The 22,889-nt window shown below is 61.6% G+C and carries 24 protein-coding genes and 1 tRNA gene; 8 read left to right on the top strand and 17 right to left on the bottom strand.

The window, feature by feature from the left end:
- The 4 genes from KP701_RS09145 to KP701_RS09130 form a co-directional block, all read right to left on the bottom strand.
- Positions 1-162: transposase (locus tag KP701_RS09145; RefSeq protein WP_215746917.1), on the bottom strand; the 162-nt coding region annotated here is incomplete at its 3' end.
- A 215-nt stretch (positions 163-377) separates the two neighbouring features.
- Positions 378-452, bottom strand: a tRNA-Val gene (locus KP701_RS09140).
- A gap of 97 nt (positions 453-549) precedes the next feature.
- Positions 550-2,436, bottom strand: a complete 1,887-nt coding sequence (locus tag KP701_RS09135; protein WP_215746907.1) for a hypothetical protein — start codon at positions 2,434-2,436, stop codon at positions 550-552.
- Positions 2,437-2,448: 12 nt separating this feature from the next.
- Positions 2,449-3,381: a mitochondrial fission ELM1 family protein gene (locus KP701_RS09130; protein WP_215746906.1), complete on the bottom strand. Its 933-nt coding sequence runs from the start codon at positions 3,379-3,381 to the stop codon at positions 2,449-2,451.
- Positions 3,382-3,443: 62 nt separating this feature from the next.
- Here KP701_RS09130 and KP701_RS09125 point away from each other — a divergent pair, with 62 nt between their 5' ends.
- Positions 3,444-4,625 (top strand): DEAD/DEAH box helicase, encoded by a 1,182-nt coding sequence (locus tag KP701_RS09125; protein WP_215746905.1) that lies wholly within the window; start codon positions 3,444-3,446, stop codon positions 4,623-4,625.
- On the opposite strand, the gene KP701_RS09120 is transcribed toward KP701_RS09125, so the two are convergent.
- Positions 4,622-5,698, bottom strand: a complete 1,077-nt coding sequence (locus tag KP701_RS09120; RefSeq protein ID WP_215746904.1) for a glycosyltransferase family 4 protein — start codon at positions 5,696-5,698, stop codon at positions 4,622-4,624. The two genes, KP701_RS09125 and KP701_RS09120, sit on opposite strands and share 4 nt — an antisense overlap.
- Positions 5,695-6,747, bottom strand: coding sequence for a glycosyltransferase family 4 protein (locus KP701_RS09115; protein WP_215746916.1), 1,053 nt, complete (start codon positions 6,745-6,747; stop codon positions 5,695-5,697). Before KP701_RS09115 ends, KP701_RS09120 begins: the two co-directional genes overlap by 4 nt.
- Positions 6,748-7,095: 348 nt before the next feature.
- On the opposite strand from KP701_RS09115, the gene KP701_RS09110 reads away from it, so the two are divergent.
- Positions 7,096-8,238, top strand: coding sequence for a succinylglutamate desuccinylase/aspartoacylase family protein (locus KP701_RS09110; RefSeq protein WP_225198027.1), 1,143 nt, complete (start codon positions 7,096-7,098; stop codon positions 8,236-8,238).
- Here KP701_RS09110 and glyA read toward each other — a convergent pair.
- Positions 8,235-9,539, bottom strand: coding sequence for a serine hydroxymethyltransferase (glyA, locus tag KP701_RS09105; protein ID WP_215746903.1), 1,305 nt, complete (start codon positions 9,537-9,539; stop codon positions 8,235-8,237). The two genes, KP701_RS09110 and glyA, sit on opposite strands and share 4 nt — an antisense overlap.
- 92 nt (positions 9,540-9,631) lie before the next feature.
- Here glyA and KP701_RS09100 point away from each other — a divergent pair, with 92 nt between their 5' ends.
- Genes KP701_RS09100 through KP701_RS09090 form a run of 3 tightly spaced genes read left to right on the top strand, consistent with a single transcriptional unit; the run spans position 9,632 to position 12,457 of the window.
- On the top strand, positions 9,632-11,074 hold the full coding sequence (locus KP701_RS09100) for an APC family permease (RefSeq protein WP_215746902.1): 1,443 nt from the start codon (positions 9,632-9,634) through the stop codon (positions 11,072-11,074).
- A gap of 16 nt (positions 11,075-11,090) precedes the next feature.
- Positions 11,091-12,089: a porphobilinogen synthase gene (gene hemB / locus KP701_RS09095; RefSeq protein ID WP_225198030.1), complete on the top strand. Its 999-nt coding sequence runs from the start codon at positions 11,091-11,093 to the stop codon at positions 12,087-12,089.
- On the top strand, positions 12,086-12,457 hold the full coding sequence (locus KP701_RS09090) for a YraN family protein (protein WP_371818936.1): 372 nt from the start codon (positions 12,086-12,088) through the stop codon (positions 12,455-12,457). The genes hemB and KP701_RS09090 overlap by 4 nt, the downstream gene beginning before the upstream one ends.
- 4 nt (positions 12,458-12,461) lie before the next feature.
- Here the strand turns inward: KP701_RS09090 and KP701_RS09085 are convergent, their stop codons facing one another.
- From KP701_RS09085 to purB, 9 genes are all read right to left on the bottom strand, one after another.
- Entirely contained in the window at positions 12,462-12,788 is a 327-nt protein-coding gene (locus KP701_RS09085; RefSeq protein WP_215746900.1) for a hypothetical protein, read from the bottom strand.
- 190 nt (positions 12,789-12,978) lie between these two features.
- Positions 12,979-13,314, bottom strand: coding sequence for a Grx4 family monothiol glutaredoxin (gene grxD, locus KP701_RS09080; protein WP_215746899.1), 336 nt, complete (start codon positions 13,312-13,314; stop codon positions 12,979-12,981).
- A gap of 89 nt (positions 13,315-13,403) precedes the next feature.
- Positions 13,404-13,634: a BolA/IbaG family iron-sulfur metabolism protein gene (locus KP701_RS09075; RefSeq protein WP_215746898.1), complete on the bottom strand. Its 231-nt coding sequence runs from the start codon at positions 13,632-13,634 to the stop codon at positions 13,404-13,406.
- Between the two features lie 5 nt (positions 13,635-13,639).
- Positions 13,640-15,844, bottom strand: coding sequence for a phosphoribosylformylglycinamidine synthase subunit PurL (gene purL / locus KP701_RS09070; protein ID WP_215746897.1), 2,205 nt, complete (start codon positions 15,842-15,844; stop codon positions 13,640-13,642).
- Positions 15,841-16,542 (bottom strand): phosphoribosylformylglycinamidine synthase subunit PurQ, encoded by a 702-nt coding sequence (gene purQ, locus KP701_RS09065; RefSeq protein ID WP_215746896.1) that lies wholly within the window; start codon positions 16,540-16,542, stop codon positions 15,841-15,843. The genes purL and purQ overlap by 4 nt, the downstream gene beginning before the upstream one ends.
- Entirely contained in the window at positions 16,539-16,943 is a 405-nt protein-coding gene (locus tag KP701_RS09060) for a Rap1a/Tai family immunity protein (protein WP_215746895.1), read from the bottom strand. Before KP701_RS09060 ends, purQ begins: the two co-directional genes overlap by 4 nt.
- On the bottom strand, positions 16,940-17,182 hold the full coding sequence (purS, locus tag KP701_RS09055) for a phosphoribosylformylglycinamidine synthase subunit PurS (RefSeq protein ID WP_062448244.1): 243 nt from the start codon (positions 17,180-17,182) through the stop codon (positions 16,940-16,942). The genes KP701_RS09060 and purS overlap by 4 nt, the downstream gene beginning before the upstream one ends.
- Positions 17,179-17,943: a phosphoribosylaminoimidazolesuccinocarboxamide synthase gene (gene purC / locus KP701_RS09050; protein ID WP_215746894.1), complete on the bottom strand. Its 765-nt coding sequence runs from the start codon at positions 17,941-17,943 to the stop codon at positions 17,179-17,181. The genes purS and purC overlap by 4 nt, the downstream gene beginning before the upstream one ends.
- Positions 17,944-18,078: 135 nt before the next feature.
- Positions 18,079-19,410 carry an adenylosuccinate lyase gene (gene purB / locus KP701_RS09045; RefSeq protein ID WP_215746893.1) on the bottom strand — a complete coding sequence of 444 codons (1,332 nt, stop codon included), beginning with the start codon at positions 19,408-19,410 and terminating at the stop codon, positions 18,079-18,081.
- Positions 19,411-19,501: 91 nt separating this feature from the next.
- On the opposite strand from purB, the gene KP701_RS09040 reads away from it, so the two are divergent.
- The 3 genes from KP701_RS09040 to KP701_RS09030 are packed head-to-tail and all read left to right on the top strand — an operon-like array spanning position 19,502 to position 22,440.
- Complete coding sequence (locus tag KP701_RS09040) at positions 19,502-20,104, top strand: YjbE family putative metal transport protein (protein WP_024716901.1); 603 nt, start codon at positions 19,502-19,504, stop codon at positions 20,102-20,104.
- On the top strand, positions 20,088-21,965 hold the full coding sequence (locus KP701_RS09035) for a transglycosylase SLT domain-containing protein (protein WP_215746892.1): 1,878 nt from the start codon (positions 20,088-20,090) through the stop codon (positions 21,963-21,965). The genes KP701_RS09040 and KP701_RS09035 overlap by 17 nt, the downstream gene beginning before the upstream one ends.
- On the top strand, positions 21,955-22,440 hold the full coding sequence (locus tag KP701_RS09030) for a CinA family protein (protein ID WP_215746891.1): 486 nt from the start codon (positions 21,955-21,957) through the stop codon (positions 22,438-22,440). The genes KP701_RS09035 and KP701_RS09030 overlap by 11 nt, the downstream gene beginning before the upstream one ends.
- Before the next feature lie 83 nt (positions 22,441-22,523).
- Here KP701_RS09030 and KP701_RS09025 read toward each other — a convergent pair whose 3' ends face one another.
- Positions 22,524-22,832, bottom strand: coding sequence for a hypothetical protein (locus KP701_RS09025; protein WP_215746890.1), 309 nt, complete (start codon positions 22,830-22,832; stop codon positions 22,524-22,526).
- Positions 22,833-22,889 lie beyond the last annotated feature (57 nt).

The following is a 22,889-nucleotide window of genomic DNA, read 5'->3' as shown; positions in this document are numbered from 1 at the left end:
CTCATGCATGTCTCGCCAGGGGCAACCTGTGCGCAGAACATGCAGCATACCATTGAGGAACCGGCGATTGTCTCCAGCCGGACGCGCCCAACGTCCGCGTTCAGCCGGCAGAAGTGGACCAATGATCGCCCATTCCTGATCCGTCAGATCACCTCGTGCCATGCCTGCTCCACTGTACTGCCTTCATTGAAGACAACAGTGAATCAGATCTCACGCAGATCGTATAGACCTTTTGTCAACGTGACCTAAGTAGAGTGTACGGATTTTGTACAGATCGCCCACTTATAGGGATAAACTGCTTAGGTTAGAGACAGCTTAAAGAAATGCGTCTCTATCTCGCGCAGCAAGCTAAGTACAATATTTTCAGGAGTTTAGGATGGTGGGCGCGACAGGGATTGAACCTGTGACCCCTGCCGTGTGAAGGCAGTGCTCTACCGCTGAGCTACGCGCCCATCCGTGGGACGGGCTTCTAGCAAGGTGTTGTTTTCCTGACAAGATCTTTTTCGTGGGGAGCCGCATTATCCGCTGCGGCTCCCCTTTCCCTGCAGATCAGAAGCCGAACATGTGGTCCAGCGAGAATGCGCCTTTTCCATTTTCCAGACCATGATAGCCGAAGAGGCGGCAGGTCAGGTCCCGGATCAGTACGTAGCCCCCTTCCCCTGCACGATCGAGGTGCGAGCCTTCAAACAGTTCGTGCGGGCGGACCATAAATGACCCGTTGGGCGCGATCCTGATGGTCGTCTGGGCAATCAGGGCACCATTTGCACCATGAAGCAGAAGAACGGTTTCCGAGATGTCGGTTCCGTCGACGGAAGCGGGATGGATGAGGCAGCAGAAGCTTCGCAGCGTCTCTTGGCCTGTCTTCTGTCCCAGCTTCAGGAAAAGCCGCGTTGTCAGGCCTGGCGGTGGGCCTGAGTACGATTGCGGCTCCGAGCGCCAGGTCATGAGCGTGTTGAAGATATGGGCGCCAAAGCTGGTTTCAGCAGCGTGATCGCTCTCGCGGTTCCGATAGCGCATCAGGGCGTGCAACCACCCATCGGCTTCCCCGCCGTCGCGGAAATCATAGACCAGGTCGGCATGACCCGGTCGATCCATCAGGGTGTGCAGAGCAACGGCCGTGTCATGGTTGCGGGGAAGATTGCCCAGGAAGTGCGATCCGATCTCCCCGCCTGCCTCATCAAACAGATCGAGCCTTACGGGAAGAGACTGGAGCGCTTCGGACATGGGGTTGGGCTGCAAGAAGGTTTCGAACTGCTTCGGATCCAGGATCGGAAACGGTAGCAGGAACCCACGGCCCAGCGACGGTGCAAACTGACGGATGGCAGGCTCGGGGCGCAGATCGTCCCGCTCAACGTTCAGATGGGCGATGCGGGTCCGGCCGCGCTGCGTGATTTCATAGCGTGGGCGCACGAGATGCCGGCCCGAACGCAGTTCAAACTGTGCGGGCCAGTGGAATCCGGGAAAGAGCGCGCCAATATCCACGGCCACCGTCTCGAATGGCCCGACAGGCCGGTCGAGCGCATGCGATGTGTCTTCTCCCATCCGGTTGAAGGTAATGCCTCCTGCCGGAATGGTGGTCGCATGGCTGTTCTGTACCCAGACAATCAGCGTCTCGTCGGGTTCAGGGGCCGGAAGGGTCGCGTAACGCACGGAAGGCCACGCATTGGCATCATGCGTGACGGAGAGGCTCGGGTCGCCGTTTTTACCCCAGCTGTCGAGAGCATATTTGACGACGTCATGTCCGCGAGCGCCCAGAACATGGATGAAAAGCTGGCCCGTAAATTCCGGCAGATCAAAGCGGCGGCGGATATCGGCGCTGTCGATCGTGATCCCCGCCCCGGCTTCAGTAACCGGCTGTTCCCACTGGGCCAGTACCTTGCCCGCTCCGTCATAGAGCCGCATCCAGTAACGCAGGTTCTCCGCAGCATAGCTGGACCAGTAATTGGCGGTCACGATCCTGCAGGAAAACTGCTCCGTCTCGCGGAAGAAGGCGAAGTTGGTCGCGAAGTTCAGCTTGTCCAGATAGGGGCGGCCGGCAACCAGCATCTCGTCCGGCAGACGCGCAGGGGCGAGCGTGTAAAGATCCCGGCCGTTCTGAAGCCCCTTCAGCCGGGTCCGCATCTTGGCGTCTTCAAAAGACAGGGCGAGGATGGCATCCGCTTGGGTCGCGGGAAGATCCACGAGCGCCCGAAGCGTTCCGCCAAAACCGTCCGGCTGTCCCACCCGCTCCGTATCATGAACATAGACGCAGGCCGGTTTCAGCCCCGGATAGAGCGCGGCAAGCGTGCGGGCAGCGTCATCCGGATCGTAGACAGCCAGCGTCCGCCCTGCGAATTCGGCTTCCATCCGGACGAGCGCTTCTGCGGCCAGCGGATGCGCCAGCGCCTTGTACAGAACATTGCCACCCTGCGGACCAAAGGTGCGGATATCGAGCATACAGGGGCCCTTTCAGAGCTTCAGACGTCGGCGCATTTCTCTCGCCACGAGGGGGGTATCGTCAAGCGGCATGACATCCCAAGGAACCTGTGCCGGATCGAACCACTTAACCCGCCCGGCGTCCGCAAGCGTTTTTACAAAGCGTGAAATCCGACTGGAGCGGCCTGGAAGCGGGAAAATCAGGACCGGAGCAGTGGTCGCCACGGCTTCGGAAATCATTGAGACACTGTCCGTCGTGACGGCAATCATGTCCGCACAGGCCAGCATACCCATATAAGGGTTGTCGTCCCCGCGGCCTGTCAGAACGGCAATGCCATGAGGTTCCAGCCGTTCGCGAAAAACGGCCACGGCAGCCGGATCGGTCCGGCGCGAGGGCGTCAGTACGGCCTGCATGGCGTTGCGTTTCGTGAAAGTGATGATCCCGTCCGCCATGCGCTCCGCTTCGACAGCCCCCAGCGAGAAACGACCATTGGCGCCGCCGACCAGAATGGACAGCAGCGGCCTTGCGTCGCGTTTCAGGCGCGCTTCCCATTCAGCCCGTGCCAGAGCGAGCTTCCGGGGCGTGACGGGATGAAGTGCATTGCGCGAAATCAGGACATCCGGTCCGCTAATCCCGTCATGCGTATTGGCAATCACGAGGTCGAACTTGCTGACCGCCATGCGTGGGTTCTGGATCTGCACGACGGGCAGTCTCTCGCGCCGGGCCACGGCTCTGCCGATGACGCCTCCTGTTCCGCCGATACAGATGATGAGGCCTGTGTCTTCGGGAATCCTGATGGGATCGACCCGACGCAACGGAGACGGCCAGTAACGCGCCGGAAAACGCGACCAGAAAGGCTGGATGCGCACAGGCCGGAAATCCCACTCCAGACCGGCCTTTTCAGCCAGTCCCGCCCCCTGCGCCCGCATGCCGGCGAAGTCCTCCGCGATGATGATGGCCTTCATGAGGGAACTCCGCAAAAAAGAAGGTATTTCCCGAACTGCGAGAAATTTGGCAAGAAGCGCACATGACAACGCCCCAGACGCGCCCTGCCTCGCCGACCGCAACGCCAGCCACTCCTGCTCCCGGATTTGAAGAGCTTGGGCTGATTGCGCCCCTGCTGGCAACTCTTGCCCAGGCCGGACATAAACGTCCGAGCCTGATCCAGGCACAGGCCATCCCTCCGCTGCTTGAGGGAAAGGACGTTCTGGTCGGCTCCCAGACGGGCAGCGGCAAGACTGCAGCCTTCGTGCTGCCCATGCTTCAGAAGCTTAAGCAAGCCGGTCCGGCTCCCGGCCCCCGTGCGCTTATTCTTGAGCCTACGCGCGAGCTTGCTGCCCAGACCGCAGCCGTCTGTCGGCAGCTTGGACGGCAGCTCTCCCTGAAAACGCGCGTTATCTGCGGGGGGACGTCCCGGGAGCAGCAGGTCCAGTCCGTCAGCGATGGCGTGGATATCATCGTTGCGACCCATGGCCGCCTTCTGGATCTGGTGATGCAGGCCGATCTCGTTCTGGAACATCTGACCTATCTGGTTCTGGACGAAGCGGACCGTCTGCTGGACGAGGATTTCTCCGCCAGCATGACGGCGCTGACCCCCTATTTCCCGGACCAGCCGCCCCAGACTGTTTTCTGCTCGGCTACATTGCCCGAGCCGGTCATGGATCTGGCCAGACGTGTGACGCGCAATCCCGTTCGCGTGGAAATCGCGGCGGAATCCTTCACGCCCAAGAATATCCGTCAGCGGGCCATCTTCGTGGAAAAGGATGACAAGCCTGAGACCGTTGCCCGTCTCCTGAAGCATTTCGCGGGTCGCAGCATCGTTTTTGCGCGGACGAAAAATACGGTGGACGCCCTCGCCAAAATCCTGCGCCGACATAACCTGCGGGTCGAAACCCTGCATGGCGATCGGACGCAGGGTGCCCGTAACAAGGCACTGGATCTGTTCCGTCAGGGGCGTGTTCCGGTTCTGGTCACGACCGATATCGCCTCGCGTGGTCTCGACATCCCGGATGTGGATCTCGTCATCAACATGGACATGCCCGAAACGCCGGAAGCCTATGTGCACCGCATTGGCCGAACGGCCCGTGCCGGTCGCAAGGGCGTGGCATTCTCGCTGATCAATATCGACGAACGCACTTTCCTGCGCGATGTCGAGAAGCATATCGGCTATCGCGTCCGGATCGCGACGGAAGATTCGCTGGACCGCTAGGACGTCTCACGGCTGGCGAGAATATCCCTCGCCAGATTTTCCCATTCCTGCCCGCTATCGACCTGCGGGCGAACGGGTGGAGGCACCTCAAGGATATTCTCCAGCGCTGCCGCAATCGCCATCGGTTCCGGCGCGCACAGAACGGCCTGCGCATCGTCCGAAAACTGCTCGACCAGCCCTCCGACCCTGGTCGCCACAACATAGCGCCCGCTGGCAATCGCCATGGCCCCGACGCCACTCTGGGAGGCTTCACGATAGGGCAGCACCACGATGTCAGCCCATGCGATGAGGTGGGGCAGTTCGTCTTCCGCGACCCAGTGGTTCTCGACCCTGACATGTGCCAGTGCCGCAAGTTGCCCCAGTTCCGGGCTTTCAGGGCCCTGCCCCACAACCCGACATTCGAAATCACGCCTGACACGCGGTAAAGCTTCCGCCAGCAGGTCCAGCCCCTTGTAGGGCAGCAGGCGCCCAAACATCAGGATGCGCGGGGCTCCCTCATGGGCGAATGGTAGCGTGCCTGCCTCCCCAATGAACGGTGGATGAGCCAGTGCGACGACTGGACAGCCTACGGGATCCGGCCCGGAGGTCAGTCCATCGGCGACATGACGGCTGAATGTGACGATCTGATCGGCCTGACGGATCAGCCTGCGTTGCAGGAACGCCTGAAAAGGATAGCCGTCTCCCGGATGAGGCTGCGCATCATGGACAATGACCACAATCCGCACGCCAGCCCGACGCAGCATATACGTCATCAGCAGATCCAGAGGTCCCGGCATCGCACAGATCGCTACGTCCGGACGGAAGTCTCTCACAATCCGTCCCAGCTGCCGCAGAAATCCCGGCGCCGTCAGCAGGCGCCCCACCAGCCCCCGGAAGGAACTGTAGGTCGCAATTTTCACGACCGCGTCCGGAGCATTCCGGCTCTGAAGGATTTCCGCCCGGTCCGACAGGAAGAGCAGAACATCCGTATCAGTCAGGCGTTTCAGCCCATCCGCCAGATCCACGGCAATCCGCGGGCCTGCTCCCCGCCGCCCCCATTGCCACACAAGAATACGTCCGCCAGATGTCGTCACGGCTGGACCCCAGTCGCCAGAGCCGCTTCCCGTAATGTCGCACCATTCAGGCGCGTGGCGATCCTCTGTCTGGCATTCGCCCCAAGGCGGGACCGCAACTCCGGATCTGCGGCTGCAGTCCGCAGGGCCGCCACAGCGGCATCCCTGTCGGGAAGTGCCCATTTCGTGTCCGGCATGTCCCAGATTCCGCGTGGATCCTGTGCCGGAACCAGCGTGTACGGGACCGGCAGACCGCACGTCCCGTCCAGAAATTCCGTCGTCGCCGACCAGTCCGTTGCAATCACGCACCGCCCCAGCGCCATGGCCTCAGCCACGACAAGCCCGAATCCTTCACTACGATGCAGGGACAGCACGATATCTGCACAGCCAGTTAGGGCAAGCCGGTCGGCGCCGCTGAGCTGTCCGGTCTCGATCCGGATATTGGGCGCTCCGCCGGTGGCCGCCCGGATCTTCGCCAGATCATCAGGATAATGTTCGGTATGGCCGATCTTCATGAGCAGGAGCCGGTCTGAACGCTCTCCAAAGGCAGCGCAAAACGCCTGGATCGTCTCAATCGGGCTTTTGCGCACCATGCTGGAAGAAAGGCTGAACGAAACAAGAACAATCACGCAGTCTTCCGGCAGTCCGAAAGATGCCCGGTCACGGTCTGAGGGTTTCTGTTCCGCAAGGCCCACCGGATGCTCGACGACCCGCACAGGACGCCCCAGCGTACGAAAAGCCTGAGCGGTAAAATGCGACGGAGCCCAGATTTCATGGACGTGACGGCGGGCGTGACGCCATGTCTGCGGCACAACCGGTAGTTCCCAGGCCCAGTATCCGATGACCCGCCGTCCGGTTCTCAGCCAGCGTGGCATGAAAAGCTGCACATAAGGCAGCATCGGCGCATTGACGTGAATGATCAGAGGCGCTCCCGGCCCCGTCGCATCACCTTCAAGAACGCGCCTGTCGATGTCCCACGTCGCGCAGGGGATGTTCATGTCCCGCAGCGCCCGGACCATCAGCCGCGCCCCCTCGCCCAGCCCCGAACTGCGGCTGAACTCTCCTGCCACGATCATCCCGTGTGCCGGAACAACCCTGTGCGGCCTGAGCGCAGGGGCTGCGGCGGCCGTGACCCATGCGAAAAACCGCCTTCGGGATCCGGCAGGAAGCCGTTGCCACAATTTGTGAAAAAGGGAGAGAGACTGTTTCATCGTCCGTTCATGTGCCGTCTGTACCTGGGGCGTGACCATGGACACGGGCCGTACTCCGCGAAAAACCGGGCGGAGTACGGAAAAGGGACGCGCCAGACCAACCTCGGCGAAATGTGACTCTCCTCAGGCCCCGCCGAAGAAAAAGGCAACATTCCCTCTCTGGCGAGCCGTCCCCAACGTGCTTACACTACAACCCATGACCGATCCATGTCCTATGCTCTCCGGTGCAGGTATGGCTCCGCCGGGCGACCGGATGGGGAGCAGTCGGTCCTGTCCTGTATCGTCGGGTTTCCGGGGACCATGAGTTGCAAGGCGGGACAGCGGCACCATCCGCTCCGGATCCGTCAGCCCCGCCTGTCGGAAACGCTGCCGGGGCTCGGCCGGCCGCCCCTGGTCTTCAACGTGCTCCTTCCGCCCCCCGATCTTTCATCGTGGCGCGCACCTCCTTCGGGCATGCCGGGCGTCTGGGTTTTCGATTCGGGACGCTCCGGTCCGGAGATGGTCATCACGGCCATGGTGCATGGAAACGAATATGCCGGGGGATGGGCGCTTGAAAATCTCCGCAGGCGTGGTCCTGTCCTGTCCTCGGGACGCCTGACGCTGATCCTGGCCAATCTGGAGGCGTTTGATCGCTTCGATGCCGCCAATCCGGTCATGTCCCGTCACGTCGACGAGGATCTCAACCGTCTGTGGCACAACACACGCCTGAACAGTCGCGAGCATTCCAGCGAACTTGAGCGCGCCCGTAAGCTTCAGCCCTATATCGCCCGGGCCGACCTGCTGCTGGATCTGCATTCCACTCTCTGGCCATCCGAGCCCCTGTTCATTGCCCCGCCCCGTCAGCGTTCTGCCGAATTCGCCTGTGCTCTGGCCGGGGGCAAGGAACTGCCGCAGACGGTCCTGACGGATCTCGGGCATCACGGTGGATCACGGCTGATCGAGCATGCGCATTTCATGTCGCCGGGCGGCACGGGACGCAGTTGTCTCCTGGAGGCTGGTCCTCACTGGGAGCCTGCCACCGTCACGGTCATGGAAAGCGCGATCGCACGCCTGCTGGCGGAGGCCGAGACCATCCATCTTCGTGGACAGGCGACAGAGGAGTCGTGTCCGCCGGAAATGGCGGTGGTGACGGACAATATCATCGCCCGGAATGCGGATTTCAGTTTTATCAGGCCATGGGAGGGCGGGGTTACGATCCCTAAAGCAGGAACGCCCCTCGCCCATGACGGGCATGATCTGATCTATACACCCTATGATGAGTGTCTGTTGATCATGCCCAATCTTCGCCCCCGCCGGGGGCAGCTTGCGGTCCGCCTGGCCAGACGGACCGCAGCACCGCTCAGGTCTTAGGCAGACGCGCGGTCATAGATCGGGAAGCGGCGGCACAGGGCCTTCACCTCCTCATGCACGCGGGCCGTCACGGCCTCGGCGTTATCCTCTTCAAGCGCCGCCGTCAGCACTTCGTCGATCATGCGACCGACTTCGCGGAACTCGGCTTCACCGAAACCACGTGCCGTGGCGGCCGGGCTACCCAGACGGATACCGGAGGTTACGAACGGCTTCTCCGGATCGAACGGAATGGCGTTCTTGTTCGCCGTGATGCCGGCACGCTCGAGGATGGCTTCAGCCAGCTTGCCCGTCACTTTCTTCGGACGCAGATCCACGAGGATCAGATGGCTGTCCGTGCCACCCGTGACGATGTCGAAGCCACGGTTCTGAAGCTCATCCGCCAGAGCGCGGGCGTTGGCCAGCACGCGCTTCTGATAGGCCTTGAACTCATCCGAAAGCGCCTCGCCGAAAGCGACTGCCTTGCCGGCAATGACATGCATGAGCGGACCGCCCTGCAGTCCCGGGAACACGGCGGAGTTCACCTTCTTCGCCAGATCGGGGTTATTCGTCAGGATGATGCCACCACGCGGACCACGCAGCGTCTTGTGCGTCGTGGACGTGGTGATGTCGGCAACCGGAACCGGATTCGGGTACAGGCCAGCAGCCACCAGACCGGCAAAATGCGCCATGTCCACCATCAGATATGCACCGACTTCATCGGCGATCTTCCGGAAGCGGGCGAAATCGATGACGCGCGGATAGGCGGAGCTGCCCGCCACGATGATCTTCGGCTTGTGCTCGCGGGCCAGTGCTTCCATCTGGTCGTAGTCGATCAGACCGTCCTCGGCGCGCACACCATACTGCACGGAATTGAACCACTTGCCCGAATAGTTCGGGGCCGCGCCATGCGTCAGATGTCCACCTGCAGCGAGGCTCAGGCCCAGAACCGTGTCGCCGGGCTTGGCCAGCGCCATGAAGGCGGCCTGGTTGGCATTGGCGCCGGAATGCGGCTGAACGTTTGCGAATTCGGCACCGAAGATCTTCTTCAGGCGCTCGATGGCAAGGTTCTCGACGCGGTCCACATCCACGCAGCCGCCATAATAGCGCTTGCCCGGAAGGCCTTCCGCATACTTGTTCGTCAGCACCGAACCCTGTGCTTCCATGACGGCAAAGGAGGCCATGTTCTCCGAAGCGATGAGCTCGATGCCATCCTGCTGGCGCGTGAGCTCCTCGTTCAGAATGGTGGCAACTTCGGCATCAACCTCCTTGAGGGGGGCATGAAAGAAACGATTCAGCGTGGACTGGCTGGCGTGTTCCGACATCGTGGTCCATTCTCCAGGGTGAGTTCGGCATGTGACTAGCCCAGATTGCCTGCCTCGGCAAAAACAATCCGCCTATCAAACGAGGATCCTTCATGACCACTCCGCTCTGGCGGACCAAACCCGTATCTTCCGCAGCTGACAGCCAGACTGGCCTCAAGCGTGTCCTCGGCCCGTGGCAGCTCGTTGCCCTGGGTGTCGGTGTGACGATCGGTGCTGGCCTTTTTTCCCTCACGGGCGTCGCCGCTGGCCAGAATGCCGGCCCGGCCGTAACCCTCTCTTTCGTCATCGCAGCGGTGGCCTGCGGCTTTGCGGGCCTGTGTTACGGCGAGCTCGCCAGCATGATCCCTTCTGGCGGATCGGCCTATTCCTACGCCTATGCCTCGATGGGTGAGCTGATCGCCTGGATCATCGGCTGGGACCTCGTGCTGGAATATACCGTGGGCGCCGCCGCTGTCGCCTCAAGCTGGTCGGGCTATCTCGCATCCCTTCTTGGAGGCTGGGGTATCCATATCGATCCGCGCCTGCTGGCAACGCCGATGACGCCTGTCACAATGCCGGATGGAAGCATGGCCTCGGCCTGGTTCAACCTTCCGGCCGTCTGTGCCCTGTGGGGTGTCACGGCCCTGCTCATGCGCGGTGTGAGTGAGTCCACGACCATCAACACGATCGTCGTCTGCATCAAACTCGCTGTCATCGTTGCCGTGATTGCAGCCTGCGCGCCCCATATCAGCTTTGAGCACTATCATCCGTTCATCCCGCAGAACACCGGCACATTCGGACAGTTTGGCATGTCCGGGGTCATGCGGGCCGCGGGCATGGCGTTCTTCGCCTATCTGGGTTTCGATATCGTCTCTACGACGGCACAGGACAGCCGCAACCCCGCCCGGGACATCCCGATCGGCATTCTGGGAAGCCTGCTCGTCTGTTCAGTGGTCTATGCCGTGTTCTCGATGGTCCTCACGGGCGTGGTCGATTACCGGGCCATGGCCAATGACCCCAGTCCCGTTGCTACAGCCATTGATGTCGCGGGCATGCCCTGGCTGGCCAGTCTCGTAAAACTCGGCATCACGGCAGGATACGTCTCGGTCCTGTTCGGCCTGTTGATGGGACAGGCACGCGTCTTCCTCATCATGTCCCATGACGGCCTGCTGCCTCCCGTCTTCTCTAAGCTCAATGTCCGGACCCATACGCCCTGGACGTCCCATCTGATGTTCGCAGCGCTGACCAGTCTGCTTGCCGCTCTGCTTCCGATCGGTCAGCTCGGCAACATGACATCCATCGGAACGCTGCTGGCCTTCATCATCGTCTGTATCGGTGTCCCTGTCCTGCGTGCCAGATACCCTGACGCCCCGCGACAGTTCCGCGTTCCGGGCGGTCTGCTTATTCCGATCCTTGGCGTGCTGTCCTGCGGCGCAGTCATGATATCGCTCGACAGGTTGACCTGGATCAGACTTGTTGTCTGGCTCGCGATTGGACTTGCCGTTTATTTTGCTTACGGCATCCGCCACAGTCGACTTTGCAGACGCGAAAGTTAGGAGCATGATCGGGGGTATGAGCAATGCAGCATACCCCCTCTCCCGCCCGCGGCGTAACCGCCACGATGCTTTCACCCGCCGTCTGGTGCAGGAACATCGCCTGCATGTCGACAATCTGATCTGGCCGATCTTCGTCTGCGAAGGTGAAAACCAGCGCCAGAAGGTCGACTCCATGCCGGGCGCCGAACGCGTCAGCGTGGACAATGTCGTCGAACACGTCCGCCAGGCCGTAGACCTTGGCGTCCCGGCCGTCGCCATTTTTCCTGTCACGCCCATGAGCGTCCGCGATGCCACCGGTACCGAGGCCCTCAATCCGGACAACCTGATGTGCCGCGCCTCGCGCACCATCAAGGAGGCCTTCCCCGATCTGGGTATCATCGGGGACGTGGCGCTCGACCCGTACACCTCTCACGGCCATGACGGCGTGATCGAGAACGGTCGTATCCTCAACGATGCCTCCGTCGAGATCCTGCGCCAGCAGGCTCTCAATCAGGCCCGTGCCGGCAACGACATCATCGCCCCGTCTGATATGATGGATGGTCGCGTCAAGGCCATCCGCGAAACGCTCGACGGCAACGGCTACGACACGACCCGCATCATGGCTTATACGGCCAAGTACGCCTCCGCATTTTACGGTCCGTTCCGCGATGCGCTGGGTTCCGGCGATCTTCTCAGCGGAGACAAGAAGACTTACCAGATGGACCCGGCCAATTCCGACGAAGCCATGCGCGAAGTCGAGCAGGATCTGCGCGAAGGGGCGGACATGATCATGGTCAAGCCGGGCATGCCCTATCTCGACATCATCCGGCGCGTCCGTGAACGCTTTGAGGTCCCGACTTTTGCCTATCAGGTCTCGGGCGAATACGCGATGCTGATGGGGGCCATCCAGAACGGCTGGCTCGACCGTGACCGCACGATCATGGAAAGCCTGATTGCCTTCAAGCGCGCTGGCTGTAACGGTATCCTGACTTATTTCGCGCTGGATGCAGCACGCCTTTTGCGGGACGAACGCTGAAAAGCCGGCAGACACGCGGCATTCAGTCCTATTACACGGGGCTGAATGCTGAAAACATTGCAGCCCGCCTTCTTGAGGAGCGCGGGCTGACAATTCTCGCACAGAGACTGCGAACGCCTTATGGCGAACTCGATATACTGGCAGCAGATTCGGAATGGCTGATTGCCGTTGAGGTCAAGCAGAGACGCAGCCTGCGGGAAAGTGCGTCATGCCTGACAGTCAGACAGTCTCAAAGGCTGATGGAGGCCTTCAACTATATTCTGCTGACAAAACCGGAGTGGAACAGGCCCAGCACCCGGTTTGATTTGATCGTCGTCGACCCGTCCGGTCAGGCGCGACGCATCCAGGATGCGCTGCGCCAGTTCTGAAGGATCAGGTCCGGCGAACGCGTGCGTGGCGGTGTGCCGAGGCGACCGCGACATGCGCGTGAGCGATTGCATGCGGACGATAGGCCACGTTACGGACAACTGCATGCGAGCTGTTCCAGGCAACGGCCGTGTTATGCGACGTCGTACGACGTGCAATGGCGTGATGGAAAACGACGTGATGATAGACCGGCGTGGCGGTCAGTGCATCGAAGGTCAGCTTGCTGGCTTCGTAATCGGTGATTGCCGGACGGGCATAGGCCTTGCCTGCCCCCATGCAGATACCGACGCCCATGATACCCAGAGCAATTCTGCCGACCCAGTTCCGCGCCATTGACGTTTATCCCATCCCGTTCTGATGGAACCAGCCTATGCGCTGAACTCGGGGTTCGACAACCCCTGTTGGGAAAGTTTCCGAAAAAATCAAGGTCCTGCCACTTTTCGCCGCTTCATGGCTGAATTGTGGCAGGAGCAATGCTTAAAAAACGCTGAATTTAGCGCTTTTTATTTCTGGCGTGCCCGAATCAGGCGTTGGCAGTCGTGATGCCCTTCTCGGCCAGCAGTGTCTCAAGCTCGCCGCTCTGATACATGTCGGTCACGATATCGCAGCCACCGACGAACTCGCCCTTGATGTAGAGCTGCGGCACGGTCGGCCACTGGGAAAAATCCTTGATGCCCTGACGCAGTTCGGCGCTTTCAAGGATGTTGCAGGTTTCGAACGGAACGCCGAGATGCGTGAGGATCTGCACCACGCGGGCGGAGAAGCCGCACTGCGGGAAGAGCTTGTCACCCTTCATGAACAGCATGACCGGATTGGCGTCGATCAGGTTCTGGATATGCTGGAACACGGTTTCGGACATTGGATTTTCCTTGTTTCGGCAGGGCGGACGATGGGCCCGCGCCTGCTGTCTCAGTGCTCGTCTGGAAAAAAGGACGTCAGCCCCGGCTCTTAAGGGGTGAGCGTCTTGAGGGCCATCGCATGCAGTTCAGTGCCCATGCGGGTTCCGAAGGCATCATAGACCAGTTTGTGCTGCTGCACACGAGAAAGACCACGGAAGGCCTCACTCGTGACCGTGCAGGCGTAGTGATCCCCGTCCCCGGCGAGATCCTCGATCTCGATCCGGGCATCGGGAATGGCGGCAAGGATCGTGCGTTCGATTTCAGAAGCTGCCATCGGCATGAAAATCAGGCCCCCTCACCCATGAACCGCGGGAAGAATGCGGCATTGATCTCCCGGAGACGTTCGGCACTGACGCGGACAGTGCCCGGAAGCTCCAGATCAGTACCCCCCGAACGTCCCAGACGCATTGCCGGAACGTTGGCCTTCTCCGCCGCCGCGACAAGGGCTGCGCCATCGGAAGTTGCAATAACGTAGCAGCCCTGGTCCTCACCGAACCAGAAAGCATGCGCCGCAACATCTGTCGGAGCGGCTTCAAGTTTGCAACCAACGCCGCTTGCCATGACCATTTCTGCCACCGTCACCAGAAGACCACCATCGGCAATGTCGTGACAGGCCGCAACCGCGTCCGCAGCGATCTGGCTTCGTACGAAGTCACCATTGCGACGCTCGACCGCAAGATCGACCACCGGCGGTGCACCGTCTTCACGCTGGCAGATTTCGCGCAGCCAGAGCGACTGCCCGAGTTCGCCGCGAATGCCACCAACCAGAACCAGATCATGGGCATCTGGCATCGCAAGCCCGATGGACTTTGACGCATCCGCCAGTACACCAAGCGCACCGATCGCCGGCGTCGGAAGGATGGCCTGAGCCTCGCCGGACGGAGAGCGCGTTTCGTTATACAGTGAGACGTTGCCACTCACGACCGGGAAGTCGAGCGCACGGCATGCATCGCCCATGCCTTTGATGGCATCGGCAAACTGCGCCATGATTTCCGGACGTTCCGGATTGCCGAAGTTCAAATTATCCGTCACGGCCAGCGGGGTTGCGCCCGTTGCCGTGATGTTGCGCCATGCCTCAGCAACAGCCTGTGCACCACCCGTCTTCGGATCAGCCTGACAGTAGCGCGGCGTGCAGTCCGTCGTCAGGGCAAGGCCCAGACGCGTGCCTTCAACGCGCACGACAGCCGCATCAGCTGCACCCGGCCGACGGGCTGTGTTGCCACCGACCGAGCCGTCATACTGGTTCCAGACCCAGGCGCGGGATGCCAGATCCGGACAGCCGATCAGCGTCAAAAGTGCCTTTTCGATCCCTTCCGGGTCAGCGGGGGTCTCGATCCGCGCTGGTGCCGTCAGAGGCACGGTCGGACGGTTATAGACCGGAGCTTCATCCGCCAGCGGAGCCAGCGGAATATCAGCCTCGACCTCGCCCTTGTGGCGGATCGTGATGCGGCCCGTATCGGTCAGCTCACCAATGACGGCGAAATCCAGCTCCCACTTCGCGAAGATCGCACGGGCAACTTCGGTCCGCTCGGGCTTGAGGACCATGAGCATGCGCTCCTGGCTCTCGGACAGCATCATTTCGTAAGCCGACATGTTCGGCTCGCGCTGTGGAACGGCATCGAGATTGAGCTCGATACCCACGCCACCCTTGCCAGCCATTTCTACGGCAGAAGACGTCAGACCTGCCGCACCCATGTCCTGAATAGCGACGATCGCATCCGTTGCCATCAGTTCAAGGCAGGCCTCGATCAGCAGCTTTTCGATGAACGGATCGCCAACCTGAACGGTCGGACGCTTGGAGGCCGCTTCCTCGTCGAACTCCGCCGAGGACATGGTCGCGCCGTGAATACCGTCACGCCCTGTCTTGGAGCCGACATACACGACCGGATTGCCTACGCCAGCCGCAGCCGAAAGGAAGATCTTGTCCTGCTTGGCGACACCCACCGTCATGGCATTGACGAGCGGATTGCCGTCATACGCCTTGTGGAAGTTGACCTCGCCACCCACGGTCGGAACACCGACGCAGTTGCCATAACCGCCAACGCCGCGCACGACGCCATCGACGATGCGACGCGTTCCCGCATGTTTCGGATCGCCAAAACGCAGGGCGTTGAGGTTTGCAACCGGGCGTGCACCCATGGTGAACACGTCACGCAGGATACCGCCCACGCCCGTCGCCGCACCCTGATAGGGCTCGATGAAGGACGGATGGTTGTGGCTCTCCATCTTGAAGACGGCGGCCAGCCCCTCGCCGATATCCACGACGCCCGCATTTTCGCCCGGACCGTGGATGACCCACGGCGCCTTGGTCGGGAGCGTCTTGAGGTGGATGCGGGACGATTTATAGGAGCAGTGCTCGGACCACATGACGGAGAAGATCCCGAGCTCCGTAAAGCTCGGCGTCCGTCCCATGATCGTGACAAGCTTGTCGTATTCTTCGCCTGTCAGTCCGAAAGACTGGGCAAGCTGGGCATCAATCGTCACACTCATCCGACAAGAGCCTCCACAAGGCCTTTGAAAAGCGGCACGCCGTCGGTTGCGCCGATTTCGGGGTCAGTCAGGTTCTCCGGGTGCGGCATCAGGCCACAGACACGGCCGTTTTCGCTCAGGATACCGGCGATGGAGCGCGTGCTCCCGTTGGGGTTGGTCGTCCGGTAATCGTCCGAAACCGCACCGTCCGCACCGCAATACCGGAACGCCACGCGGCCCTCACCCTCAAGGCGCTTCAGCGTCTCGGGCGAGGCCGTGTAGTTGCCGTCACCATGTGCGAGCGGCGCGCGGAACACATCGCCGCGCGTCCAGCCCTGTGTATAGGGCGAAGACGCGTTCTCAACCTTCAGATGGCAGTCCTGCGACAGGAAGCGCAGACCCGCGTTGCGCAGAAGTGCGCCCGGCAGCAGATGGGATTCCGTCAGGATCTGGAAGCCATTGCAGACGCCCAGAACGTGCCCGCCCTTGCCTGCGAACGCCTTGACGTCCCGCATGATCGGCGAATGCGCGGCCATGGCGCCACTGCGCAGATAATCGCCAAAGCTGAATCCACCCGGCAGCACCACGAGGTCCAGATCACCCAGAGACGTTTCCCCGTGCCAGATCAGACGCGGCGCCTGCCCCGTGACCAGCTTCAGGGCATGGACCATGTCGCGCTCCCGGTTCGTGCCGGGAAATACGACGATACCTGCCTTCATTTCTGGACCTCCGCCGGAGCGGATGCATGGCACGGATAGGTGTCATGCAGGGCGCGATAGACGGCCTTGCCTGCCGGCTCCGTCAGCGCATCGTTATGCGCATGCAGCCAGGCCACGACCAGACCACGCACCTGCGGTGCGGTCTGCTGGGCCGGAACGCAGAACGCCACCGGCGCAGACGCATCATGGGCGAAGCTGTCGTATTTCTTCGCCCAGGCTTCACCATCCATCAGACCGGACAGATAGGCATCGCACATGCCGATGGACGACTTGCTGGAGCACATCTGGCCCAGAGCCTTGCCCGAAACCTTGGACACGCGCTGCGCGTGGGCCGGGGCTGTAACAAGAGCCGGTGCGGCCACAAGACCGGCCAGCAGGAACATCGTGGAAAGACGGGTCATGCTGCCACCTCGACACTGAAATCCTCGATGACTTCATTGGCGAGCAGGGCGCGCGCCATGGCTTCACCTTGCGCCAGCGCATCAGCGGCGTTGTCGGCCGGGACTTCAAGCTCAACGACGCGGTTGATGCGGACTTCACCCAGGCCCTTGAAGCCAAGGGTTTCGAGAGCATGGCCCACGGCCTTGCCCTGCGGATCGAGAACGCCGTCTTTCAGGGAAACAAAAACACGAATTTTCACTGAACTGCCTCCGGACCCTTGAGGTCACCATTCCCGGACTCGGGCAGGATCCCGAGACGCTTTGCCACTTCCTGATATGCTTCTTCGACGCGACCCATGTCACGGCGGAAGCGATCCTTGTCCATCTTCTCTTTCGTCTTGGAATCCCACAGACGACAGTTATCCGGCGAAATCTCGTCCGCCAGAAGGATGCGCATCTCCTCGCCTTCCCAGATCCGCCCGAATTCCAGCTTGAAATCGACGAGCGTGATGCCGACGGCCGTGAACATGCCCATCAGGAAATCGTTCGTCCGGAGCGCCAGCTGGTTCATGTCGTCCATGTCCTGCGGTGCGGCCCAGTTGAAGGCGGCGATGTGCTCTTCGGAGACCATCGGATCGCCGAGCGCATCGTTCTTGTAATAGTACTCGATGATCGTGCGCGGCAGGCGCGTCCCTTCGGGGATGCCGAGCCGCTTGGACAGGGAGCCCGCCGCCACGTTGCGCACCACGACTTCAAGCGGAATGATCTCCACTTCGCGGATGAGCTGCTCGCGCATGTTCAGTCGGCGGATGAAGTGGGTCGGGATGTTGATCTCGTGAAGCTTGAGCATCAGGTATTCGCTGATGCGGTTGTTCAGGACACCCTTACCGGTGATGATGCCGCTCTTCGCGCCGTTTCCGGCGGTGGCGTCATCCTTGAAGTACTGAACGAGTGTGCCGGGTTCTGGGCCTTCAAAAAGAACCTTGGCTTTGCCCTCATAGAGCTGGCGGCGGCGAGCCATGAGCAATCCTTAGCGTTGCGCCGTCCTGACAGGAAATGCGGACGGCTGGAGCAGCGACGAATTGTGGTTCCATAGCATTGCGGAACCGGAACTGCGAGTGTGCGGGGTGCAGGAAATCCACGCCCCGCAGACCTCTCAGTCAAAGATACGGGCGAAGATACGATCCACGGCACGCAGATGCTGTGCCGGATCGAACGCCTGATCGAGAATGTCCTTGCTGACACGACCGGACACTTCCGGATCGGCCTCAAGGTTTTCGCGGAAGGTTTTGAAGCCCGGCTTGCCCAGCTTCGTCCATGTTTCCATGGCATTACGCTGCACGATCCGATAGGCGTCTTCACGCGAAATACCGGCACGTGCCAGCGTCAGCAGCACTTCGCCAGAATGGACGACGCCACCGAGGCTTTCCATGTTCGCGATCATTTGCTCGGGGTAGACGACCAGCTTTTCCATCATTCCCGCCAGACGGATCAGCGCAAAATCCAGACCAATCGTCGCATCGGGACAGATGTTGCGTTCGACGGCGGAGTGGCTGATGTCCCGCTCATGCCACAGAGCGACGTTCTCCAGAGCCGGGATGACATGCGAGCGGATCAGGCGCGCCAGACCCGTCAGGTTCTCCGACAGGACAGGGTTGCGCTTGTGCGGCATGGCCGAGCTGCCCTTCTGTCCCTTGTGGAAGAACTCTTCCGCCTCCCGGACTTCCGAACGCTGCAGATGACGGACCTCGACAGCCAGACGCTCGATGCCGCTGGCGATCACGCCGAGCGTGCAGAAGAACGCGGCATGGCGGTCACGCGGAATGACCTGCGTGGACACGCTCTCGACAGCCAGACCCAGCTTGTCGGCCACGTATTCTTCGATCTCCGGATCGATATGGGCATAGGTACCCACAGCGCCGGAAATGGCGCAGACGGCGATTTCCTTGCGAGCCTGGATCAGACGGGCGCGGTTCCGGGCGAATTCGGCGTAGTGTCCTGCGATCTTCAGGCCGAAGCTGGTCGGCTCGGCGTGAATAGCGTGGCTGCGGCCGATCGTGACCGTGTTGCGGTGCTCGTAGGCGCGGGCCTTCAGCGCGGCGAGAACGCGATCCAGATCTTCCAGCAGGAGATCGGCGGCCTGCGTCATCTGGACCGACAGGCAGGTATCCAGAACATCCGAGGACGTCATGCCCAGATGAACGAAACGGCTGTCCGGTCCGACCTTTTCCGCAAGCCAGGTCAGGAACGCGATGACGTCGTGGCGCGTTTCGGCTTCGATCTCGTCAATGCGGGCCAGATCCGCGTCGGAGAAGGCGGCCATGGCGGCGTCACCTTTCTCGCGGATGGTCTTGGCTGATTCGGCGGGAATGTCACCCCGTTTCGCCATGGCTTCGCAGGCAAGGGCTTCGATCTCGAACCAGATGCGAAAACGGTTGGCGGGAGACCAGATGGCAGTCATCTGCGGACGGCTGTAACGGGGTACCATGGGAACTCCGGATGCGGGGTGGGTCTTTACGGAGGCTGCTTAGACCAAATACGAAGATATTGCACGGACCCCTTTTCGGAAGAATGACACCTTGGCCCCAGACTCTCTGCTTCACGCTCTCATCGCGCTCGGCCAGATCACCCTTATCGACATCACGCTTGCCGGTGACAACGCCGTTGTTATCGGGATGGCCGTCCGCAATCTCGAAGGGCGGCAGCGCCGTCTGGCTATCCTGTTCGGGACCGGGTTCGCGGCCATTCTGCGTGTCGGCCTGGCCCTGCTGGCGACAACACTCCTTGCCGTGGTCGGCCTGACACTGGCGGGAGGTTTTCTGCTTCTGTGGGTCTGCTGGAAAATGTACCGTGAGCTTCGTGGTGGCGAACATCACGAGGACGTCGAAGCCGCCCCACCGCGCCTCGGCCCTGCCGTCCTGCGGATCGTGGTGGCCGATCTGTCCATGAGTCTCGATAACGTTCTGGCGGTGGCTGGTGCCGCCGTCGGGCATCCGTGGATTCTCGTATCGGGGCTTGTGCTGTCGGTTCTGCTGATGGGGCTTGCCGCGTCGGTCGTCGCCAATCTTCTGGCCCGTTACCGCTGGATCGCATGGATCGGTCTGCTGGTGGTTCTGGGTGTCGCAATCGAACTCGTCATCCGGGGTGGCGGAGAGGTCTGGACGCATGTTCTTCCGAAATAGCCGAACACTCCTTACGGGGCTTATGGCGCTTTGCGCCGCGTCATCAGCCCTCGCCGCGCCTCCATCTCCTCCTGTTCGGGAGCGGCTGGCGGAATGGCTCATTCTCGTCGGACCGGGCGGAACGGCTTTTCCGGCACAACGCTACGCTGATTTCCTGGCACAGACGCCCCAGTGGCCGCAGCGGGTCCGGATCCTCTGGCGTTACCAGAACGCCCTGTCCCAGACTACCGATCCGCAGATCCTGAACGTCCTTTGCCCACGCTATCCCCTCACGCTCCCGGCGGCGTTCGAGGCCTGCGCTCCTCATCTTCCTGACGCGGCGTCAACGGCACGTCGCCTCTGGCTGTCAGGCAATGCCCTGACCGTCGGCGAAGAACAGACACTGTTCCAGCGCTTCGGTCAGAACTTCGCACCCACCGATCAGTGGGCCCGTTACGAGGCTTTGGAAATGCGGGGCCAGTTCTCCGCCGCGTCGCGCCAGATCGAGCGTCTTGCTCCGGATCAACAGCCGCTGGCTCGTGCCCGTCTGGCCGAGCGTCTGGCCTCGCCTGATGCCGATTCCCTGTTCGCATCGCTCCCTGCTGACCTGCAATCCGATCCTACCCTGATCCGCTATCGCCTCAGAGCGCTGCGCCGTGGGGACAGGCTGGACGAGGCGCTCTCGTTGTGGAACGCGCAGGGCACCGCGCTCCAGCAGGCCAGCCCCTCGCATGACTGGTCGTCCGAGCGCATCAGTCTTGCCCGCGCCCTGCTGCTGGCTGGCCGTCCGAAAGAGGCCGCGGATCTCGCAGACGATACCACCATGGCACCCGACACCACGGACCGTCAGGAAGCCGAACTGCTTGGCGGGATCATCGCCCTAAGGGAGCTTCAGGCCCCTGCCCGCGCGGAAAAATTCTTCAGGCCGCTTCAGGACGCCACCTCGCTCCAGATGCAGGCCCGTGGCTATTACTGGACAGGGCGCGCTCTTCAGGCCGCAGACCGGCAGCGGGAGGCCGAAGCTGCTTTTCGCAAGGCTGCCTCGTATCCCACGACCTTTCCGGGTCAGCTCGCACTCGCGGCCCTCACCCGGGATGAAGGTATTCTGGTCTCGGGAAAATCGTCCGAGGCTTTTGACAGCGCTCTGCTTCAGGCGCTTCAGGAGCTTCGCGCCCCGACTGCCGGAACCCTCAGCCGGACGGACCTGCTCGAAGCCGCAACGGATCTCGTGCAGGCAGGCGACTCCGATCATGCACGGGAATTCCTCATGATGCTGGGCGTGGTCAATCCCTCACCCGAGGGACAGAAAGCGGTCGCGGACGCCGCGTCCCGGCTGGGCCTGGCCGCGCCGGAAGTCTTTGCGTCGTATGCCTTGGCCCGCAAAGGGATTGCCCTTTATCCGCAGGGCTTCCCCGATCCCTATCCGTCAGCCTCGACTGTCCCCGACGGGCTGCTGCCCGCCATTATCCGGCAGGAGAGCGGCTTCGACCCGGACGCCATCAGTGGCGCTCATGCGGTCGGCCTGTTGCAGCTTCTTCCTGCCGCAGCAAAGGACGTAGTGCGTAAGGCGCATTTGGGTCCCGTTAATGTCTCACCCGCAGCCCTGACCGATCCCCAGACGAATCTCCGGATCGGCAATGCCTATGTCTCACAGCTTCTGGAGCGTTTCGGGAATGTGATTCCCTATGCGCTGGCGGCCTATAATGCCGGCCCGCACCGGGTTGATCTCTGGCTGAAGGCAGATCCTCCTTCCGAACCGCTCTCCGAAGACGGAGTGCTGGACTGGATCGAACGCCTGCCCTATCGCGAGACACGCCTCTATATCGAAAATATCGAGGCCAGCATGATGATCTACCGTGTCAGGAACACCCATGCCGGATGACGCACTCCGCACGCTAGCCGAACAGGTGCTTGAGCATCTCCGCACGACCGGCCGGAGGCTGGTTACGGTGGAAAGCTGCACGGGCGGTCTGATTGCTGCCGCGCTCAGCGACATTCCCGGATCGTCAGACGTGCTGGAAGGCGGCTTCGTTACGTATTCCAACGCCCTGAAAATGAGCGCTGTCAGTGTTCCCGAAGCCATTCTGGCGCAATACGGCGCCGTCAGTTCCCAGACGGCCGAGGTCATGGCCAGAGGCGGTCTTTTAAATGCCAGGGATGCGGACCTTGTCATCTCCGTGACAGGGATCGCCGGACCGGGCGGTGGCAGTACACTCAAACCGGTCGGAACCGTCTGTTTCGGGCTGGCCGCCCGAACGGGACCAACCACAAGCGTGCAGTGTCATTTCACGGGAGATCGCGCTGCCATCCGTGCCCAGTCCGTACACCATGCCCTGCAGATGGTTCTGTGCGCCTGACACAAAAAAAAGCGGCTCCCGAATGAACGGAAGCCGCCTTTGCCTGAAACCGGAGCAGACCGGAGGTCCGGCCGTCCGGACTCTCAGTTACCCTGCGTCGGGGCCGGAAGCGTGGAGGCTGCTGCCGGAGCCTGAAGGCTCGGAGCCGTCGGAACGGCGGTGGGAGCAGCCGGCGGGATTGCGGCGGTCGGCGCCGTCGGAGCAACCGGCGTCTGGGCCTGCTGCAGCGAGCGGGCGTTCAGGGCATCCGTTGCGGACTCGCTGTCGGCCTTCTGAGCCTGAGCAGCCTTGTCGTGGTGCTTGCCGTGATGATGGTGATGCTCGGCCATTGCGGGCGAGGCTGCGGCGACCAGAGCGGTCAGGGCAAATGCGCCAAAGGAAATCTTTTTCATTACGTAATCCTTTTCATGTCACCATGACGGTGCTTGAGACCTGTAACGGCCCACGCA

Source organism: Gluconobacter sp. P1C6_b, assembly GCF_018811945.1.
Classification (GTDB): Bacteria; Pseudomonadota; Alphaproteobacteria; order Acetobacterales; family Acetobacteraceae; genus Gluconobacter.
This window is presented reverse-complemented; position numbering and strand designations above follow the sequence as displayed.

Bases quoted from the DNA above. Each gene is read 5' to 3' on its own strand.
- grxD (WP_215746899.1), bottom strand. From the start codon at position 13,314: ATGTCCGAAACCGTGTTCCAGCATATCCAGAACCTGATCGACGCCAAT.
- purL (WP_215746897.1), bottom strand. From the start codon at position 15,844: ATGAGTGTGACGATTGATGCCCAGCTTGCCCAGTCTTTCGGACTGACA.
- KP701_RS09110 (WP_225198027.1), top strand. From the start codon at position 7,096: ATGTCCTATGCTCTCCGGTGCAGGTATGGCTCCGCCGGGCGACCGGAT.
- KP701_RS09135 (WP_215746907.1), bottom strand. From the start codon at position 2,436: ATGCTCGATATCCGCACCTTTGGTCCGCAGGGTGGCAATGTTCTGTAC.
- KP701_RS09035 (WP_215746892.1), top strand. From the start codon at position 20,088: ATGTTCTTCCGAAATAGCCGAACACTCCTTACGGGGCTTATGGCGCTT.
- KP701_RS09025 (WP_215746890.1), bottom strand. From the start codon at position 22,832: ATGAAAAAGATTTCCTTTGGCGCATTTGCCCTGACCGCTCTGGTCGCC.
- purQ (WP_215746896.1), bottom strand. From the start codon at position 16,542: ATGAAGGCAGGTATCGTCGTATTTCCCGGCACGAACCGGGAGCGCGAC.
- KP701_RS09030 (WP_215746891.1), top strand. From the start codon at position 21,955: ATGCCGGATGACGCACTCCGCACGCTAGCCGAACAGGTGCTTGAGCAT.
- glyA (WP_215746903.1), bottom strand. From the start codon at position 9,539: ATGTCGGAACACGCCAGCCAGTCCACGCTGAATCGTTTCTTTCATGCC.
- KP701_RS09060 (WP_215746895.1), bottom strand. From the start codon at position 16,943: ATGACCCGTCTTTCCACGATGTTCCTGCTGGCCGGTCTTGTGGCCGCA.
- KP701_RS09125 (WP_215746905.1), top strand. From the start codon at position 3,444: ATGACAACGCCCCAGACGCGCCCTGCCTCGCCGACCGCAACGCCAGCC.
- KP701_RS09075 (WP_215746898.1), bottom strand. From the start codon at position 13,634: ATGCCGATGGCAGCTTCTGAAATCGAACGCACGATCCTTGCCGCCATT.
- KP701_RS09100 (WP_215746902.1), top strand. From the start codon at position 9,632: ATGACCACTCCGCTCTGGCGGACCAAACCCGTATCTTCCGCAGCTGAC.
- KP701_RS09085 (WP_215746900.1), bottom strand. From the start codon at position 12,788: ATGGCGCGGAACTGGGTCGGCAGAATTGCTCTGGGTATCATGGGCGTC.
- purC (WP_215746894.1), bottom strand. From the start codon at position 17,943: ATGGCTCGCCGCCGCCAGCTCTATGAGGGCAAAGCCAAGGTTCTTTTT.
- hemB (WP_225198030.1), top strand. From the start codon at position 11,091: ATGAGCAATGCAGCATACCCCCTCTCCCGCCCGCGGCGTAACCGCCAC.
- purB (WP_215746893.1), bottom strand. From the start codon at position 19,410: ATGGTACCCCGTTACAGCCGTCCGCAGATGACTGCCATCTGGTCTCCC.
- KP701_RS09130 (WP_215746906.1), bottom strand. From the start codon at position 3,381: ATGAAGGCCATCATCATCGCGGAGGACTTCGCCGGCATGCGGGCGCAG.